Origin of the sequence: Moritella sp. (assembly GCF_033791185.1) — a bacterium.
GTDB lineage: Bacteria > Pseudomonadota > Gammaproteobacteria > Enterobacterales > Moritellaceae > Moritella.
The window spans coordinates 1-18,262 of sequence record NZ_JASJHF010000277.1 but is presented as its reverse complement, the minus strand read 5'-3'; the positions used below and the strand labels follow the sequence as shown (position 1 = coordinate 18,262).

Here is an 18,262-nt window from a genome sequence, read left to right as displayed (position 1 = left end):
TGATAAAAATGGGGCTTGCCTCGTGTGGGGAGCGGCAGTGAATTTAAGTCCTATAGATGAGATCCTAATACGAATCGAAAGCGCATTAAATCTCGATGGTGAAGGGCAGTTAATTGCATCGGTATTATCTAAAAAGATAGCCGCTGGCTCAACCCATGTTCTGATTGATATCCCTGTTGGCGATACCGCTAAGATAAGAACATTCGCTGATGCTGAACGCCTCGCCAATTTATTTATTGAAGTCGGCACTACACTCGGTCTTGGAATTCGCTGTGTTATTAGTGATGGCAGTCATCCTATTGGTCGCGGTATTGGCCCCGCAGAAGAAGCGCGCGATGTGCTAGCTGTGCTTCAGCGGCGTGGCCAAGTACCACAAGATCTGCGTTTACGTGCGTTGCAATTATCCGCGGAGTTACTTGATTTTGCCTATGGTTATGGAGTCGATGTCGCCTTGCAGACGGCGACCGAAATACTCGATAGTGGACAGGCTTGGCTGCAGTTTCAGCGAATCGTTGACGCGCAAGGAGCGGGTAACAAAATACCGAAAGCAAATCATCATAGTATCGAATATGCCAAACGCGACGGCTATGTTCGGAGTATTGATAATCGTCGCCTTGCTCGGCTGGCAAAACTAGCAGGCGCCCCCAAAGAACGAGGTGCCGGAATGCGATTGCATATTGATGTTGGTGATAAGGTCGTTCAAGGTATGCCGCTGTTTACCTTATTTACTGATACCTTAGGTCAGCGTGATTATGCCTTGGGGTATTTTCGCGATAATCGTGATTTATTTGAAATTGGAGTATAATCATGAGCGTAACATCGAAAACCCCGATATTATTCAGCCTAGCTGAGCATCCTCTACAGGCACCATTATGTCAGCGGTTACCGGCAATGAATGGCCAATACAGTTATCGACGATTTCCTGATGGTGAGTCTTATTTGCGTATCGATACGGGAGTCCAAGATCGGGACTGTATTGTGCTAGCAGATCTTTCCCACCCAGACGATAAATATCTGCAGCTGTTATTTTTAGTCGCCACATTGCATGAATTGGGCGCTGCTTCAGTCGGACTTGTTGCACCTTATCTTTGTTATATGCGCCAAGATAAACGTTTTACTACTGGCGAAGCGGTTACATCTCGTATTTTTGCCAGTCAACTATCACAGCAAATAGACTGGTTAGTTACTGTCGATCCACATTTGCACCGCTACCATTCTCTTGATGAAATTTACTCTATTCCAAATCAGGTTGTGCATGCCGAGCCGTTATTAATACACTGGTTATTGAGTCAAAAAACCATGTTATTAGTTGGTCCTGATGCAGAAAGTCAGCAATGGGTTTCGCAGGTTGCTAAAACCTGTAACCATCCTTATGTTGTCGGCAGTAAGCAACGCTTGGGTGATCGTAATGTGATTGTATCCTTACCTGATTTAAGCGACTTTAAAGAATATACCGCGGTGATCATTGATGACGTGATCGCCAGTGGCCAGACCGTTTTAAAATGTATTGATGCGTTACATCTGCAGGGGATTAAACAGATATTTTGTGCCTCCATTCACGGTATATTTGTTGACGGAGTTGATGAACTGTTGATAGAGAGAGGAGTCACTAAATTAATTACCTCGAACTCCATACCACATTCTTCTAACTTGCTGGATCTGAGTGATATTCTCGTGGCGCCGATTAACCACAGTATAGCCTCAGTGGCAGATGATAATTCATCGTTATGAAAAACTGAGGCTTACTGTATTTTAGCTTACTTTATTCAGAATATGGCTGTTAGCAACTCTAACCGACCGACGGGATCACATCCGCCATTTGCAAAAATTGTGATGCGATAATCAAGCAACCCATTAAGCTTGCAAGGACTAGGGTTACATTACCACCCATCACTCTATAACCGCTTGCTTGCGCTTTACGTTGTTTAGATACCATCGCCACGGGTAAGAAAATAGCCAGAATAACCAGTGCGATCGCCGCATAACCTAACGCACTAATGAAACCTTGTGGGTAAAATAGTGCGAAAGACAGTGGTGGTAAAAATGTCACTAAAGCTGTTTTCATGCGGTGTGATTTACCGTCACTGCGATTGTGGCTACCATTGTTAACATCGCCATTGATATTAGCACGTTTCATCATGCCTGATAACAAATCAAATAAACCTAAACTTACACCTAAGAATGACGTCGCTAAAGCCAGATCTGCGAATACAGAAACGGATTGGCTCACTTGTGGCTGTTGCAATACCGAACTGAGCGAGGTAATAAAAGTGGTTAAAGAGTTATTCGCCATTAAGCTGCTTTGGCTTAATACACCTTGTGTTGCTACTTGCCATAACAGGTAGATAACCAGTGGCGCAGATGCACCGCAAATCATGACTTTCTTCAGGGTTTTAATGTCAATACCCACATAACGGACGATTGATGGGATACTGCCGTGAAAACCAAACGAAGTAAAAATAACCGGTAACGCAGATAATAATAATCCTTGCTGTACCGGCATTTCTAACAAATTAATCGATTCTATGTGTGGAAATAACAAGCTTAGCGTTAATGCTAGGACAATAATTTTTACGCTAAACAAGATGCGGTTTACCAGATCAACGGAATGAGTGCCAATAGAAACCACGGTTGCGACTATGATGGTCAGTAATATCGCGCCAAACTGTGGCGTTAATCCTAAGTCTAATAAATCATTTATTTTGTGGGTTAACTGCGAACCGCCACCTGCGATATACGCAGCACAAAGTGCATAGAATAAAAAGAAAGAAGCAAACGTCGCGAGATATTGACCTGGCTTACCCAGTAAATTTTTTGCCAGCGAGTTAAGTGTTGCATCTTGTTCGGCATGCTGATGGATCTCTAACATGAGTAATGCTGTATACGTCATTAATCCCCAGTTAGCGATGATCAAAAATGCCGAGGTATAGAAACCTAAACCAGCAGATGCAAGGGGTAAAGCCAACATACCACCGCCAAGAGCGGTGCCAGCAATAATGAGGGTACTTCCTACTATCTTATTCGCAGTCATAAACATTCCAATACGGATAATAATTTGAGCCTGTAAACCAATGTTTACAATGAAAACCTTAAACATCCATGAACCTCTAAGGTTTAGCGAGTTTACTTACTTTATGCGGTGTATTGCAATAGCTTTGGTGTAAAATAGTGGCCGTGAAGTGTAATTTAATCTTTACAGCTGGTTTTTTGCGGCGTTTATAAGGTTATGTCGCGCTTAAACTTAATTGATGTAGTGAACAGGCCTACGAACTTAGTCAATTACGTAGTACCATAGCGGGTCTTTAATTTGCTCAGATAATGATCTTTTATGTTTAAGTTTTTCGAAAAAATGTCTTCGGCGTTCCCTAAGCATCAGCCAGAACAACCGCCACAAGGTTTGGTTGCTTTTTGCCGTTATTATACTCGTGGTTTTGAATCGCCTTTATTAGCGATGGCGATATTAAGCGCGATGATCGCTATTTTGGAGGTCTCATTATTTGGTTTTATGGGGCAGCTGGTGGATTGGTTATCAACTCATGATCCAGCGAGTTTTTTAACCGAAGAAAGCTCGAATTTGATCGGACTCAGTGTGTTGGTTCTGGTGGGGATGCCATTACTGGTATTATTGCACTCGCTGATTATGCATCAGACATTACTGGGTAATTACCCGATGTCGATTCGTTGGTTAGCACACCGTTATTTATTACGCCAAAGTGTGTCGTTTTTCCAAAGTGACTTTGCTGGACGTATTGCCACAAAAGTAATGCAAACCGCGTTATCTGTGCGTGAAACTGTGATGAAATTACTCGATGTGTTGGTATATATCTCGGTATATTTTATCGCGATGTTGGTCATGATTGGGCAAGCGGATATACGCTTGATGTTGCCTATGCTAGCGTGGTTTGTTGGCTTTGTGGCGATTCAATTATATTTTGTGCCTAAGCTTAAACAGATCTCGACAGAGCAAGCCAATGCCCGTTCAATGATGACAGGCCGATTAGTCGATAGCTATACTAACATTACTACGGTTAAATTGTTCTCGCATAATTCCCGGGAAATGGTGTATGCCGAAGAAGGCATGGATGAATTCCTCGTTACTGTGCACAAGCAAATGCGCTTAGTCACGGGCTTTACTTTTTGCGTCGAGTTATTAAATTATCTTTTACTGTTTGGGGTTGCGGCTATTTCAATCCTATTGTGGTTAGATGCGAGTTTAAGTGTTGGTGTTATTGCTGTTGCGATCAGCTTAGCGCTACGCCTTAACAGCATGTCCAAATGGATCATGTGGGAAATTGGTGGCCTGTTTGAAAATATGGGCACCGTGATTGACGGCATGAATACGTTAGCCAAACCAATTGATATCGAAGATAAACCAAATGCGAAACCATTAAAGGTATCTTCAGGTGAAATCGAGTTCGATAACATCAGTTTCCATTACGGTGAATCATCGGGTGTCATTGATAACTTAAACCTCAAGATCAAACCGGGTGAAAAGGTCGGTTTAGTGGGGCGCTCAGGTGCGGGTAAATCGACCTTGGTTAACTTGTTAATGCGTTTTCATGATGTGGAATCGGGCGCCATTAAAATTGATGGCCAAAATATCAGTGATATCCAGCAAGACAGTTTACGTGGTCAAATTGGCATGGTGACGCAAGATACCTCGTTACTACATCGTACTATTCGTGACAATATTATGTATGGTGATCCCGACGCCAGCGAAGCTCAGTTGCTTCAAGCCACAAAGCAAGCTTGTGCGCATGAGTTTATTAGTACCTTGACGGATACCTTTGGTAACCAGGGTTATGATGCCCAAGTTGGTGAACGTGGGGTTAAACTCTCGGGTGGCCAGCGTCAACGTATTGCTATTTCTCGGGTGTTATTAAAAGATGCACCGATCTTGGTATTAGATGAAGCAACCTCAGCGTTAGATTCTGAAGTGGAATCGGCTATTCAAGATAGCTTAAATGAGCTGATGGAGGGCAAAACTGTGATTGCGATTGCTCACCGCTTATCAACCATTGCAGCGATGGATCGTTTGATTATTTTAGATGAAGGCCGTGTGATGGAGCAGGGTTCGCACCAAGAATTGCTGGCTCAACACGGTATTTATGCCAAACTTTGGGCTCATCAAACCGGTGGTTTCATCGGTGAAAACGCTTAATGATGCTAATTATTAAAAACTGTGCTTAAAAATAGTCCTCAATAATATGCAGCTCACAAAACAGCCATTGTGGTGAGTTGCATATAGTCTTTTGTTTCATTTTGCTATCGCTTATAAATCTTCCCGTTATATAGAAATACTCCTTTATGATTATTTTTACGTCATTTTGATGATTTTTTTTATACCGTATTGATTCATATCAAGAGTTATTTATACTGCGAGCGTAGAATATTAATAATAATAGTTATCATTAGGATTGGGAGTAGATATGAAGTTAGCGTTATTAAACGATGGTGTTGTCGCTAAAATTACCGATATGTCGGGTTTACCAGCTGACACACGTAAGAAGTTAATGGTTATGGGCGTATTGCCACAGACCGAAATAACGCTGATTCGTCGTGCGCCTATGGGTGATCCTTTACAAATATCTGTTCGTGGTGTTTCTGTTGCGATTCGTCAACTACTTGCGCAACAAATTGAAGTAGAGGTGGCTTAATGTTGTATCAAATCCTCACGATTGGTAACCCGAATAGTGGTAAAACCACGTTATTTAATGCCTTAACCGGTGCTAACCAGCGTGTTGGTAACTGGGCTGGGGTTACTGTGGATAAAAAAACAGGGCGTTATGGTCACGCCGGTGATGAATTTTTGTTAACCGATTTACCGGGTATTTATGCCTTGGACAGCAGTAATGAAGTGAACAGTGTTGATGAAATGATCGCATCGAAAGCGGCGTTGAATCATGCTGCGGACCTTATTATTAATGTTGTTGATGCATCATGTCTTGAGCGCAGTTTATACATGACATTGCAATTGCGTGAATTAGGTCGCCCAATGGTGGTGGTACTCAACAAGATGGACGTATTAGCCCGCCAACGCCAAGTCCTCGATATTAAAAAATTAGAAAAGGCTCTGGGCTGCCCAGTATTAGCCTTGTCCGCCAATGCTAAAGGTGAAGTGAAGAGCTTTAAACAAGATCTGCATTCATTAGTACAAAAAGGCGTGACAGTGTCGCCGCTGGTGATGGATTATGGTCACGAGATTGAAGCGGCGATTAGCCAACTAGATGTTCATTTTATTGATCAAGATGTTACGACTCGTTCACTGGCAGTGCGCGCATTAGAAAATGACTCATTAATTGTCGATCTGCTCAGTCTAGATAACATGATGCATGTTGCCGAGACAAAGAAGCAACTTGCGAAGTCAATCGAAACTGATTTTCATATTGCCAATGTACGTTATACCTTCTTACATCAGTTGTGTAATAAAGTTCGTCGTCAGGAAGGTAAATTAAGCCGTTCATTCAGTGATAAAGTCGACCAAGTGGTATTGAATAAATACATTGGTATTCCGTTCTTCTTCGCTGTTATGTACCTGATGTTTATGTTCTCGATTAACATCGGCGGCGCGTTTATTGATTTCTTTGATATTAGCTTTGGTAGTGTACTGGTTGATGGCGGGCATTATCTGCTTGATGGGGTATTACCTGTCTGGCTAGTGACTATTCTTGCCAATGGTATCGGCGGTGGTATTCAAACGGTAGCAACCTTTATTCCCGTTATTGGCTGTTTGTATTTATTCCTGTCGTTATTGGAGAGTTCCGGCTATATGGCGCGAGCGGCGTTTGTGCTGGATAAAGTAATGCAAAAAATCGGCTTACCAGGTAAAGCATTTGTGCCATTGGTATTGGGTTTTGGTTGTAATGTACCCGCTATTATGGCGACTCGCACATTGGAGCATGAACGTGAGCGTCGATTAGCCGCGGCCATGGCTCCCTTTATGTCATGTGGTGCTCGATTACCTGTTTACGCGTTATTTTCAGCGGCATTCTTCCCTGAACATGGTCAAAATATTGTTTTTGCTTTATATCTTATTGGTATTTTAGTGGCGGTATTCACTGGCATATTATTGCGTTGGAGCCTATATCCAGGTCGTAGTGATAGCTTTATTATGGAAATGCCGGATTACGAATTACCAACAATGCAAAACATGTTGATCATCACTTGGCAAAAACTGAAACGGTTTGTATTTGGTGCAGGTAAAACCATTGTCTTAGTTGTCGCATTCTTAAGTTTCTTTAACTCATTGGGAACGGATGGCAGCTTTGGTAACGAAGAGACGGAAAACTCGGTATTATCACAAGTTGCACAAGTGGCGACGCCATTGCTGGCGCCAATTGGTATTAAAGCCGATAATTGGCAAGCGACTGTGGGTATCATCACCGGTATTTTTGCTAAAGAAGCGGTTATTGGTACTTTGAATAGCTTGTATTCAAGTGCTGAAGGTGATGATGCTGAATTCGACTTGTTAGCAAGTTTACAAGAAGCAGTGTTATCTATCCCTGCAAATTTAGCTGATTTAAGTTATTCAGATCCATTGGGTGTCGACGTGGGCGATTTAACCGACATGGATGCCGTTGCTGACGATCAAGAAGTTGATGTTACTATCTTTGGTAATTTAAAAGAGAGTTTTAGTTCCGATGCCGCGGCGTTTGCATTCTTACTCTTCATCCTTTTATATACTCCTTGTGCTGCTGCAATGGGGGCTTATGTTCGTGAGTTTGGTCGTCAATTTGCCGTATTTATTGCTAGCTGGACTATGTTCTTAGGCTATTTTGTTGCCAGTATGTACTATCAAATCGCTGAGTTTTCAGCGCATCCCGCTTCAAGTATGAGCTGGATTACTTTCTTCAGCGTCGTGATGTTGGTTGTTATTGCACTGTTGAAACTGCAAGGAAAAAAACTAAAACTACAAGAGGAGCAGGGCAAATATGATTTTAACACGCCTGAAAGATCATCTTGTTGCTAACGGCAAAACCAGTCGTGCTGAACTAGCCAAAAAATTTGCCATTAGCGAAGACGGTATCGATGCGATGCTGGCTCTTTGGGTCGCGAAAGGCAAGGTATCGACAACAGTGAGTGAACGCCCTCGACTTGGGCAAGTAAACTGCGATGTTTGGTATCGTTGGAATGATGAGAATGAGCTCGCGATTACAGTGTTGAACTAAGCTATTTATTCGTAAACTCTAATAGCATCAATAAAAAGGCAAATACTTGACTAATTAAGTAGGGTATTTGCCTTTTGTCAATTACAGGCTTTCTTTTACCTTATATACTTAAGACAATTCTTAATTAAAAGGTTAAATCAATGCAAATTACTGACTTAGCGGAGGAACAAAAGATCCTCCCTGTGTTACGCCTCGGCTTTCGTCCATTTTTCTTAGCTGGCGCTTTATTTAGCGTTATTGCATTAATGTTATGGGGTGCAATGTTGTCAGGTTATATCTCGTTCCAGCCTTATGGTGGCGGGTTATGGTGGCACATTCATGAAATGTTATTTGGCTTTGGCTGCGCGATTGTTGCCGGTTTCTTGTTAACCGCGATTCAAAATTGGACAGGGTTACGTGGTGTTTCAGGGTTGCCGTTGCTGGGTTTGTTTATGCTTTGGCTGGCAGGGCGGGTTGCATTACTGCTCCCTACGTTATTGAATGATTATGTTATCATATTGATTGATTTAAGCTTTTTACCTGCGGTTGCCTACATTTTAGCGAAACCGTTACTGAAAATAAAACAGTATCGTAATTTGTTTTTTGTACCTTTGTTAGTATTATTTACCATCGCTAATATTGAAATGCATCTGGCCAAATTAGGGCTAGCGAACATGACGGTTAACCAAGCGGCTTATGCATCAGTAATGCTCATGGCATTGTTAATGTCAGTAATGGCGGGCAGGGTTGTGCCTATGTTTACTGCCAACGGTACCAAGACAGCAAAAGTCTTGCCATTACCTTGGTTAGAAAAAGTGGCTACAGGGTCTTTAGCGGTGATAACCGCATTGTTATTAATTCAGCCTTTATTAGCGGTTCCTGACTTTGTAATGGGGATTTTATTCATCCTATCGGCAATTGGCCAAGCTGTCCGTTGGTGTCGCTGGAAGCCTTGGATCACTTTCGGTGTACCGCTGTTATGGTCAATTCACGGTGCGTTATTTTTTATCTGGACGGGTTTATTTACTATCGGCATGAGCTACTTTATTAATGTGCCGTTTGTCAGCCATTTATGGCATCTGCTTACGATTGGTGGCATGGGGGGACTTATTTTAGCTATGATTTCTCGGGTATCTTTGGGTCATACTGGACGTATGCTGCAACAACCACAAACGATGTTTTTGGCTTTCTTGAGTATCTTTATTGCTACCATCATCCGCGTGATTGGTCCGATTTTCTGGATGCAGCATTATATTACGTTTATCAACGTGAGCATTGTATTCTGGCTTATCGCTTTTGGCCTATTTGTCTATAATTATGCACCTATGTTGGTTAAAGCACGGGTAGACGGCAGACCGGGTTAGAACTATTTGACAGCTAAACAAGGTTTAGATAAAGTGGCGGCATCTACCATTTAAATGAACTTAATTATGGATTTAATCCAATTTTACAAATGCTTAGCTGACGATACTCGGTTGAAAAGCATACTATTGATACAGCAAGAGAGTGAATTATGCGTGTGTGAATTAACACACGCATTAGATCAAAGCCAACCTAAAATATCACGCCATCTAGCCTTGTTACGTCAACATAAACTTGTGGTTATTAGACGACAGGGACAATGGATTTATTATCAAATTAATCCTCAGTTACCTGATTGGGCACAACAGATATTATCACTCTCGTTAGCGAATAATGCTGAGAGTATTAAAGAAGAAGTAACACGTTTGGCTGAAATGTCCTGCCGCCCAGACAGTGACTCCTCATGTAAATAATAACCCCATTATGAATTTTCAATATACACTTTAGATTATTTCTTCACGCTTTCCCCTGCCAGGTTAACTTTCTGTTATGAAGTAATATTTAGTGATATTGACCACAATAAAACAAGACGACCTGTCACCTTGCTGTGTTAGTATAGTACTAGCTCATAAACAGGGATGATTAATGAATAACATGACTAGCAGCGCACTTGATGTGTACTTTGATGAATTACAGCGGTTTAGTCAGTTATTGTCTAAACAAGAAGAATACGATACAGCGGTTGCTGCGGCAAATGGAGATAAGGCAGCACGTAATACGATGATCCAATCTAATTTGAGATTGGTACTTATGGTAGCAAAGAAATATCAAAATTATTCGCCCGATTGGGATGAGATTATCCAAGAGGGTAATACGGGGTTAATGCATGCGGTTGATAAGTTCGATCCAGAACGAGGTTGTCGATTTTCAACATATGCAGTTTGGTGGATAAGAAACAATATCGAACAGTACATCATGAACCATTCTCGTACTATTCGTATTCCCATTCATGTTACCCGAGTCTATAAAAAGATACTAAAAGCCTCTTCTGAGCTTGGTCTTGATCTTGATACCAACGAAGGTATTACTCAAATCTCACAAGAGTTAAAAATTTCCCCCCGTAAGGTACTTAACATTTTAGGTCATTATTTTAATGAAGGCTCACTGGATAAAGAAGTCCGCAGTGGCGATAATTTGTTAGCCAGCCTAAAAGATTTAGTCGCTGCAGAAGCCAATTGCCAACCTGATATTCGCCATGAAAAATGTGACTATTATGAATATATGGATGTATTGTTAGAATATTTACCCGTACGCAGCCAGAATATCATCCGTTTGCGTTTTGGTTTTAAAGGCCAAGATCCGATGAGCTTAGAGGCGATTGCGCAATTGATGGATATCTCTCGTGAACGTGTACGACAAATTATTCGTAATGGCTTGAGTCAAGTGAGAGAGCAATTATGTGCGAATGATTTGGTAAAAGAAGATTTTGATTTTGAAGCTGATTCGATTTGTACAACGGGTGTATGAACAGTGTGATGTCAGCTAATATTAGCTGACATCACTTGTATTTATTGTTAAGTGCGAATGTCTATAACATTAAGCCTTAAATGCCATGTTAAGTAAGGAAATTAACTTAGCTGGGTCATTTTGTTGCTGAGTGATCTCACCCAGTGTTACAGCCTGTTCAGGGTTGACTGAAATAGTGATGCTTTTCGGATCGTTGATAAATTTAATGAACGCTTCTGTTGCATTACCTGCAAGTTTGATTTGTTCATCACTTAATTTATTGTTTTCATTCTCAATATCGGCAGCGAGTAGTGTGTTAATTTGATCTGATATACGCTGTTTTAACTCTTCAACACTGATATCTGACGTTTGTGCTTCTTGTTTAAATAAACGCTCAACAAATGAGTTATCGGTATAGGTAAACTCAGCGGCATTAAGTTGGAAATTAGGGTAGGCAAATAATAATGCGACTGGCTGCTCTGGATCAAACTCAAAGTTAGCAAGATTTAACGAGTATTCCATTTTTCCTATGTCTTGCGCACTTAAACCAAACTGCAAATCCATCACGTTATTAACGTAAGTATATTTAGTCGACAAGCTGATAAGCATATCTTCGCTGTAGCCAAGCTCTTTAAGCTGCGCTGCGGTTTGCGGTTCGATATCGTCAATACTGATAGAAATACCATTTAGCGCTAGGTCAAGCGCAGTAGGGAACTCAGCTGTAGTATCTAGTTCATTAACGGTAATTTCATTAATGGTGATAGGTTTAGCACTACCGTCTGCAGGGGTTAGTACAACATTGTGCAGTTGAATTTTCTGGGTGTTAGGTTCAACACTAAGGTCGCCATATTTAACATCAACCATAGGCTGCATTTCAATGATCTTTGCATCAAGTTGTTTTTCGATTTTATCGGTCATGTAAAGCTTGCCGCCAACATAGCTTACTGCTAGTCCTGCGATCACTACGCCTGATATTAATTTAATGTTCATGCTGTCACTTATTGATTGGAGTGGATTTATTTCGGTTTAAATAAAAATATATTCTTGAGTTGATTATGTATTGGATATCAAATGATTGGAATAGTTCAACGACATTTATATAAAGAATTAAACAAAAAAACCAAGGTTTATTACTAAACCTTGGTTTGTTATGAGCAAGTGCTCAGTTTATTGTTTGATTATTGGGTTAATCAAGTAAGTTTGAATTTCCAATGCTAGCAGCTGTCCCATCACCCGCTAAGAAACTTGCAATATGGCTTTGTAATTCATCTGTAATATCTTTATACGCTATTGGATAAGCAGGGTTATAGACAATCGCAGAGCTATGCTCACCAGAATTGAGTAATGCTACTTTCTTACTTCCAGTATTATCTGTACCAATATTAGTCAAGCCAAGCTGTGCAATTAGCGGTGTAGTACCACCTATTGGTGAGTAAGGTGCTGCGTAGCTAGCATTCTGAACTAGATCGTTCGGAATGACTAATTCATCTTTAACTTGTGCTAGGTAAACCGGTGTCGAAGCATCTATATTTCTCGCAAGCGCAAATGGGTCAGCTGTTTCAAGTACTGTTTGAGCGGCAACCGCAAAGCTTTGGAATGTCGATTTTATCGTTGCTTGAGCGCCTGGTGTTGCTGCAGCGCCGTCGTAGAAATTATTAAAACAAGCTGCTTTATCTGGTCCACAAGCTGCAGTGGCATATGCCTTATAATCAGCACTAGAGCCGTCCATTAATCCATGCTTAACAGTACCGCCAAAAGCGGCAGAATTAAGTAACAGATATGGAATACCGCCGCCTGGGTTGGCAAATACTGCTTTATCAATAGCAAAAAATTCATTACCTGATGGCATAGGGCGATCAATGGTTGCTTGTAAGTTAATCCCCGTCATGGCTCCGAGGGAATGACCAAAGAAACTGACTTTCTGTGTGTCTAAGAAATCAAACTCATTTCCAAGAGTTCCGCCTAAGCTTGCTGCATATTGTTGAGCGCCACCAATCATGGTAATACCGGCACGTAAACCGATGAGATCGGCTACGGCTTGGCGCATGTTATCACGGCCAACTGGGAGGTATTCAAAGTTCATAAATACATCTGCGTTAGCAGCATTTGCGACAGTACCATCGCTTAACGCGCGTTCTCCATGTAGCGGTAAATCAATGGCTAGTATTGCATAACCTTTAACAAGAGCATCACCAGAAGCGAGGATATTTTCTTTAATTGAGGTAATACCGTGTTGATAGATAACAACAGGTACTTTATTTGCAGCTGAAACTGAAGTACCGTTATATGTGTTGGGCATTATTAATAAGTAGTTAACATCTTCAACGACTTTTATTTGTGGCAGTGGACTATATTTGGTAATTAGCCTTTCAGCATCAAGAGGATCATCATCAAGTGTGAATGATTTACCAATAAGTTTTAATTGTTCTGCTGGGTCAGCTAGATTTGTTGGATCAATCCCTTCCGTAGCTAATTGCGTGCCAAGATCTAATTTCTCCGCGTCAGTACCAGAATTTAATACACCAGAAATAATTGCAAGGCTAGGCATACCACTTTGCCAAGGGGTATTTTTCCATTTATCATCGGCAACTTCACGCTCTAGGAACGAAGGAAGTTTAATCGTGCCTGTGTGAGCCGTAATTTGGCCATTTAAATACGCTTCTGTTGGTGAACCAGAGATATCAACACCAGTTGATTTTAACATTATTGATGCAAGTGTTGCCGGTGTTAACCCTGTTGCCATTGGATTATATAACTCTGTTAGAGGCACACTGTTCGGATTTGCACTGCCTTGCCAGATTGCATTCGCAGTTCCATACTGAAGGGATAAGGCCGTTGCTAACTTTGTAAAGTACAAAGCCTCACCAGCAGAAGACGTAGTAAACCAGCTTGAATAAATAATGTTTTCATAGTCAGCAATACCATAACCATCCATTAAGCCTTCAACTTGTAAGACAATTTTTTGTGGAATTTCTAAGGCACCACCAGTTTGATCAATCTGTTTGTTTTTCAGTGCGGCATAGTTAGTCGACATACCGAGTTTTTCACCTGAACTATCCACTAACGCATCAGTAATGGCATAGATATAATCACTGCCGTGCTCTAGGCTGCCCTTAAGTGGCAATACAGCCAGCGAAGTGCCCGTTGAGATAACGGTATAATCAACACCTGCAGTTAAAGCAACAAGGTTACTCATTATTTTCTTACTTGATACGTCGACTTTTGCAAGTTTCACTGCTGCATGTAATAAGGCTGTATCTGTTGTTAACGTCACACCTGTTGGTAGAGCAAGCTCAATGACAAAAGGCTGTGTCGGGCTCCAGCCATCGGTATCACCCATTGCAAGTTTCGGGTCTTTTCGATCTGTACTTGCTCCCGCTACGGTTTCAAACAACGTTCCATTTTTCGCGTCCATCGCGAGGTAAGTTGGAATTGATATTACTTTTTCCGAAGAAATTAAATCGAATGCAATGCTTGATTGACGATTAAGTGAATCTCTAATGGTCTCATCGATACGGAGTTCTGTTGTTTCATCACCGCAGGCTGTTAATCCAAGTGTACTCGCTATAGCAAGAGCAAGAATTTTCTTATTTTTCATTAGTAACTCCGAATTTGATTTATAGTTATTTTGTACTAAGACAATGAGTTAAATATGAGGGTGTCTGCGTGATATATATTTATCCATTATATCGGGATGTCGCATTTACTCTCCTTGTAATATTCTGATCTTCCTTGGTATTAATACTTTATTGTTATTATGATCTTTATTATGGATTATGGTCTTACCAGTTCGTTTTGTTGTTTGCGAGTGTAAAGTATTAATACTTCATCGTTAACAGGGTGTCACGTATTTTGTGAGCTGGTGCAATTGCCAAAATCTCAATAAGCTTGATTCATTTTTTAAAATAATAGCTTAAATTATTTTAAATAAAGCAATGGCGATAAAGGTTAAGTTTATGAATTTAAAATATATTGTTTTATTTTTTACAGAAGTTGAGTTTGTGTAAATATTTATTTATTTGCATAATAGGCAAGGGATACTGAAAATCACCTAATTAACATTCTTGTAACATGGGTCACAGTTTTGCTGTTGCGATAATTTAATTTTCAGCAGCAAACATTGCATGTAGCAAATGATTCCCTATACTCAGAGGTCTCGTACTTTTTCGTGTTTATAACTGCCCTTTATGTCTGTATTATTGCCACTAATTCCGTCTTCATCTTGTTTGATCATCATCCGTGGGGTCCCCGGCTCGGGTAAATCCACACTCGCTCATCACTTTATGCACACGATGCCTAATGCTGTGCATTGTGAAGCTGATCATTACTTCATCAATAAACAAGGTAAATACTGCTACGATGCCAGCAAGATCAAGCTCGCTCATCAACACTGTCAGCAGAATATGCATGATGCATTAAGCAAAGGATTGTCGGTGGTTGTGAGTAATACCACCATTAAAAAATGGGAGTTAACAGCCTTATTAGATATTGCTGCCAGCTATAATAATATCGAAACACACATCATTCATTGCTGCGGACAGTTCAGCAGCACACATAACGTACCAGCTGATATCGTGGCTAGAATGGCGCTGAGTTATGAACCTCATCCTGATGAAAGCCGCTATATTCCAAGCTAAGTATTTTGTCTTCATCATACAGCAGGATCGGCTGTGGCGTATTTACTGTGCCAGTCTTTTAAATAGGGGGCATTATTTAACAAACCAAGGTTATCACTAAACCTTGGTTTGTTATGAGTAAGTACTCATTTTATGGTTTGATTATTGGGTTAATCAAGTCGGGTAGGGTCAATAATTTGAGTGCTAGAGCCGTCACTCGCTAAGAAGTTTGAGATTTGGCTTTGTAATTCATCTGTTGCAATTTTAGCGGCACCTGGCGTCGTCCTATTATATGCAATTGCAGAGCTATGTTCACCGACGTTGACTAATGCAACTTTCTTGATTGTAGTATTGTCAGTACCAATATTATCCAGACCCAGCTGTTTGATTAGTGGTGTAGTACCAGCAATAGGTGAAAAAGGTGCTGCATTTTTATTATCTGTTTTCTCTCCTGTTTCAGTCGTTACAATATTGGGAATGACCATATCGTCTTTGACTTGAGCTAGGTAAATTGGTGTTGAAGTATTGATATTTCGTGCAAGTGAAAAAGGGTCAACTGTTTCAAGAACCGTTTGAGCTGCAATTGCAAAGCTTTGGAGTGTCTTGTCGACTGTTGCTTGAGCTCCTGGCGTAGCGGCTGCGCGTTTGTAGAATTTGTTAAAACAACCCATTTCTTTACGACATGACTTCTCTGCAAAGGTTTGGTAATCAGTACTTGCTCCCATCATTAAGCTATGTTTAAGCGTTCCAGCAAATATGTCTGAATTCAGCAGTAAGTATGGAATACTACCACCTGGGTTGGCAAATACAGCTTTATCAATAGCGAAGCTGTCGTTGCCTAGCATAGGGCGATCAATTGTTGCTTGTAAGCTAATGCCTGTTATTGCGCCAAGTGAGTGGCCGAAGAAACTGACCTGTTTTGTATCAAGAAGAGCAAACGCCGTATCTTCTATGCTTGGTGAATTGGCTTCCTGTGCCGACCCTATCATCGCTATACCTGCACGTAAACCGAGCAGGTCAACGACGGCTTGGCGCATGTTATCACGACCAACAGGTAGATATTCAAAGTTCAGGAACACCTCTGCAGTCGAAGAGGTTGTTACAGTACCATCATCAAGCGCACGTTCGCCATGTAGTGGTAAGTCAATGGCCAGTATCGCATAGCCCTTAGTAAGCGCGTCGACAGAGGTTAAGATATTTTCTTTAATCGAGGTAATACCGTGTTGATAGATAACAATAGGTACTTGATTGTCGGGGGTAACTGCGTCACCCATTTCATCAAGTTTTGGGGTGATCAATAAGAAGTTCACATCTTCAATCAGCTTAACTTGTGGTAATGGACTGTGCTTTGTGATTAAACGGTCACTATCAAGTGGCTTTCCATTAATTGTGAATGATTGACCAATCAGTTTGAATTGTTCCTCGGTATCCGCAAAATTTTCTGGATTAATCCCTGCTGCAGCTAACTGACTGCGGAGCTCTAATTTTTCTGCATCAGAGCCAGAATCTAATACGTCAGAGATAATCGCAAGGCTTGGCATAGCACTTTTCCAAGGTGTGGTCTTCCATTTATCATCGTTAAGCTCACGTTCTAGGAACGAAGGTAATTTAATTGTACCGGTGTGAGCAGTCATTAGAGTATCAAGTTTACTCGTGTCAACATTCTTCCCTGTCGCTTTCAGTATAATAGACGCTAATGAGGCTGATGTTAGTCCTGAAGTCATTGGATTATAAAGACCTGTCAGATTTATCGTGTTTGGATTAGCACTACCTTGCCAAACTTCATTTGCAGTGGCCCCTTGTGTAATTTCTGAAAGTGCCTTAGCTGTCGCAATTTTAGTAAAGTACAAGGCCTCACCAGCAGAAGACGTAGTAAACCAACTTGAATAAATAATATTTTCATAATCAGCGATGCCATTACCATCCATCAAATCTTCAGTTTGTAACACAATTTTTTGTGGTATTTCTAAGGCACCACCAGTTTGATTAATCCGTTTGTTTTTCAGTGCTGCATAGTTCGTCGACATACCCAGCTTTTCACCTGAACTATCCACTAACGCATCGGTGATAGCATAGATGTAATCACTGCCATGTTGCAGACTGCCGTTAAGCGGTAATACGGTTAATGATTTACCGTCTGAAATCACCTCATAATCGACACCTGCTGTTAATATATCAGCAGATGGATCTTCGATACTAAATATCTTCGCGCTTGATACTTTAATTTTAGCTATTTTAACGGATGACTCTAATAACATAGTATTTGTTGTTAGGGTAATGCCTGGCGGTAAACTAAGTTCAATGACGAAAGGTTGAGTTGGACTCCAGCCATCTGTATCGCTCATCGCTACCGCTGGATTATTGCGGTCGTCGGGATCATCGTCAACGTTAAGTGGAATGTTTAACGTACCATCTGGACTATCCATCAATAAATAAGTGGGTATCGATACGGTTTTTTTCGACGAGATTAAATCAAACGCGATACTTGATTGACGATTAAGAGAATCTTTAATTATGTCATCAGTATTGTTGATTTGATCTGTTTTATCATTTCCGCAGGCTGTTAATCCAAGCACGCTTGCTATCGTAATCGCAAGAATTTTCTTATTTTTCATTGATAATCCCTATTTTTGAGTATAGAAAACCAACACTTCAGCGTTAACTAAGTGTTACATGTTTTTTTGGTTGACG

General features: G+C 40.9%; 13 protein-coding genes and 1 pseudogene. 10 read left to right on the top strand and 4 right to left on the bottom strand.

The genetic code is table 11. From position 1 onward, the window contains the following. Together QNK26_RS15710 and QNK26_RS15705 are read left to right on the top strand one after the other, a co-directional pair. Positions 1–805 (top strand): annotated as a pseudogene (locus QNK26_RS15710) (thymidine phosphorylase); the annotation flags it as partial. Between the two features lie 2 nt (positions 806–807). After that, on the top strand, positions 808–1,731 hold the full coding sequence (locus QNK26_RS15705; RefSeq protein ID WP_319224812.1) for a ribose-phosphate diphosphokinase: 924 nt from the start codon (positions 808–810) through the stop codon (positions 1,729–1,731). A gap of 58 nt (positions 1,732–1,789) precedes the next feature. On the opposite strand, the gene QNK26_RS15700 is transcribed toward QNK26_RS15705, so the two are convergent. Further along, positions 1,790–3,031, bottom strand: a complete 1,242-nt coding sequence (locus tag QNK26_RS15700) for an aromatic amino acid transport family protein (protein WP_319224811.1) — start codon at positions 3,029–3,031, stop codon at positions 1,790–1,792. Positions 3,032–3,328: 297 nt separating this feature from the next. Between QNK26_RS15700 and QNK26_RS15695 the strand changes: the two genes are divergently transcribed. From QNK26_RS15695 to QNK26_RS15665, 7 genes are all read left to right on the top strand, one after another. Further along, entirely contained in the window at positions 3,329–5,161 is a 1,833-nt protein-coding gene (locus tag QNK26_RS15695) for an ABC transporter ATP-binding protein (RefSeq protein WP_319224810.1), read from the top strand. A 268-nt stretch (positions 5,162–5,429) separates the two neighbouring features. Next, positions 5,430–5,657: a FeoA family protein gene (locus tag QNK26_RS15690; protein WP_319224809.1), complete on the top strand. Its 228-nt coding sequence runs from the start codon at positions 5,430–5,432 to the stop codon at positions 5,655–5,657. Beyond that, entirely contained in the window at positions 5,657–7,969 is a 2,313-nt protein-coding gene (gene feoB, locus QNK26_RS15685; protein ID WP_319224808.1) for a Fe(2+) transporter permease subunit FeoB, read from the top strand. The genes QNK26_RS15690 and feoB overlap by 1 nt, the downstream gene beginning before the upstream one ends. Beyond that, entirely contained in the window at positions 7,932–8,168 is a 237-nt protein-coding gene (locus QNK26_RS15680; protein WP_319224807.1) for a FeoC-like transcriptional regulator, read from the top strand. Before feoB ends, QNK26_RS15680 begins: the two co-directional genes overlap by 38 nt. Before the next feature lie 140 nt (positions 8,169–8,308). Continuing rightward, positions 8,309–9,511, top strand: a complete 1,203-nt coding sequence (locus QNK26_RS15675) for an NnrS family protein (RefSeq protein WP_319224806.1) — start codon at positions 8,309–8,311, stop codon at positions 9,509–9,511. A 66-nt stretch (positions 9,512–9,577) separates the two neighbouring features. After that, a complete protein-coding gene (locus QNK26_RS15670; RefSeq protein ID WP_319224805.1) occupies positions 9,578–9,922 on the top strand; it encodes a metalloregulator ArsR/SmtB family transcription factor in 345 nt (114 codons plus the stop codon). A 172-nt stretch (positions 9,923–10,094) separates the two neighbouring features. Next, on the top strand, positions 10,095–10,976 hold the full coding sequence (locus tag QNK26_RS15665; RefSeq protein WP_319224804.1) for an RNA polymerase sigma factor RpoD/SigA: 882 nt from the start codon (positions 10,095–10,097) through the stop codon (positions 10,974–10,976). Between the two features lie 69 nt (positions 10,977–11,045). Here the strand turns inward: QNK26_RS15665 and QNK26_RS15660 are convergent, their stop codons facing one another. Both QNK26_RS15660 and QNK26_RS15655 read right to left on the bottom strand, forming a co-directional pair. Next, a complete protein-coding gene (locus tag QNK26_RS15660; protein ID WP_319224802.1) occupies positions 11,046–11,945 on the bottom strand; it encodes a hypothetical protein in 900 nt (299 codons plus the stop codon). Positions 11,946–12,141: 196 nt separating this feature from the next. Further along, positions 12,142–14,553: a VolA/Pla-1 family phospholipase gene (locus tag QNK26_RS15655; protein WP_319224800.1), complete on the bottom strand. Its 2,412-nt coding sequence runs from the start codon at positions 14,551–14,553 to the stop codon at positions 12,142–12,144. A 589-nt stretch (positions 14,554–15,142) separates the two neighbouring features. Here QNK26_RS15655 and QNK26_RS15650 point away from each other — a divergent pair. Continuing rightward, positions 15,143–15,592 (top strand): AAA family ATPase, encoded by a 450-nt coding sequence (locus tag QNK26_RS15650; RefSeq protein ID WP_319224798.1) that lies wholly within the window; start codon positions 15,143–15,145, stop codon positions 15,590–15,592. Positions 15,593–15,741: 149 nt separating this feature from the next. Here the strand turns inward: QNK26_RS15650 and QNK26_RS15645 are convergent, their stop codons facing one another. Further along, positions 15,742–18,186, bottom strand: coding sequence for a VolA/Pla-1 family phospholipase (locus tag QNK26_RS15645; RefSeq protein ID WP_319224796.1), 2,445 nt, complete (start codon positions 18,184–18,186; stop codon positions 15,742–15,744). Positions 18,187–18,262: the final 76 nt, after the last annotated feature.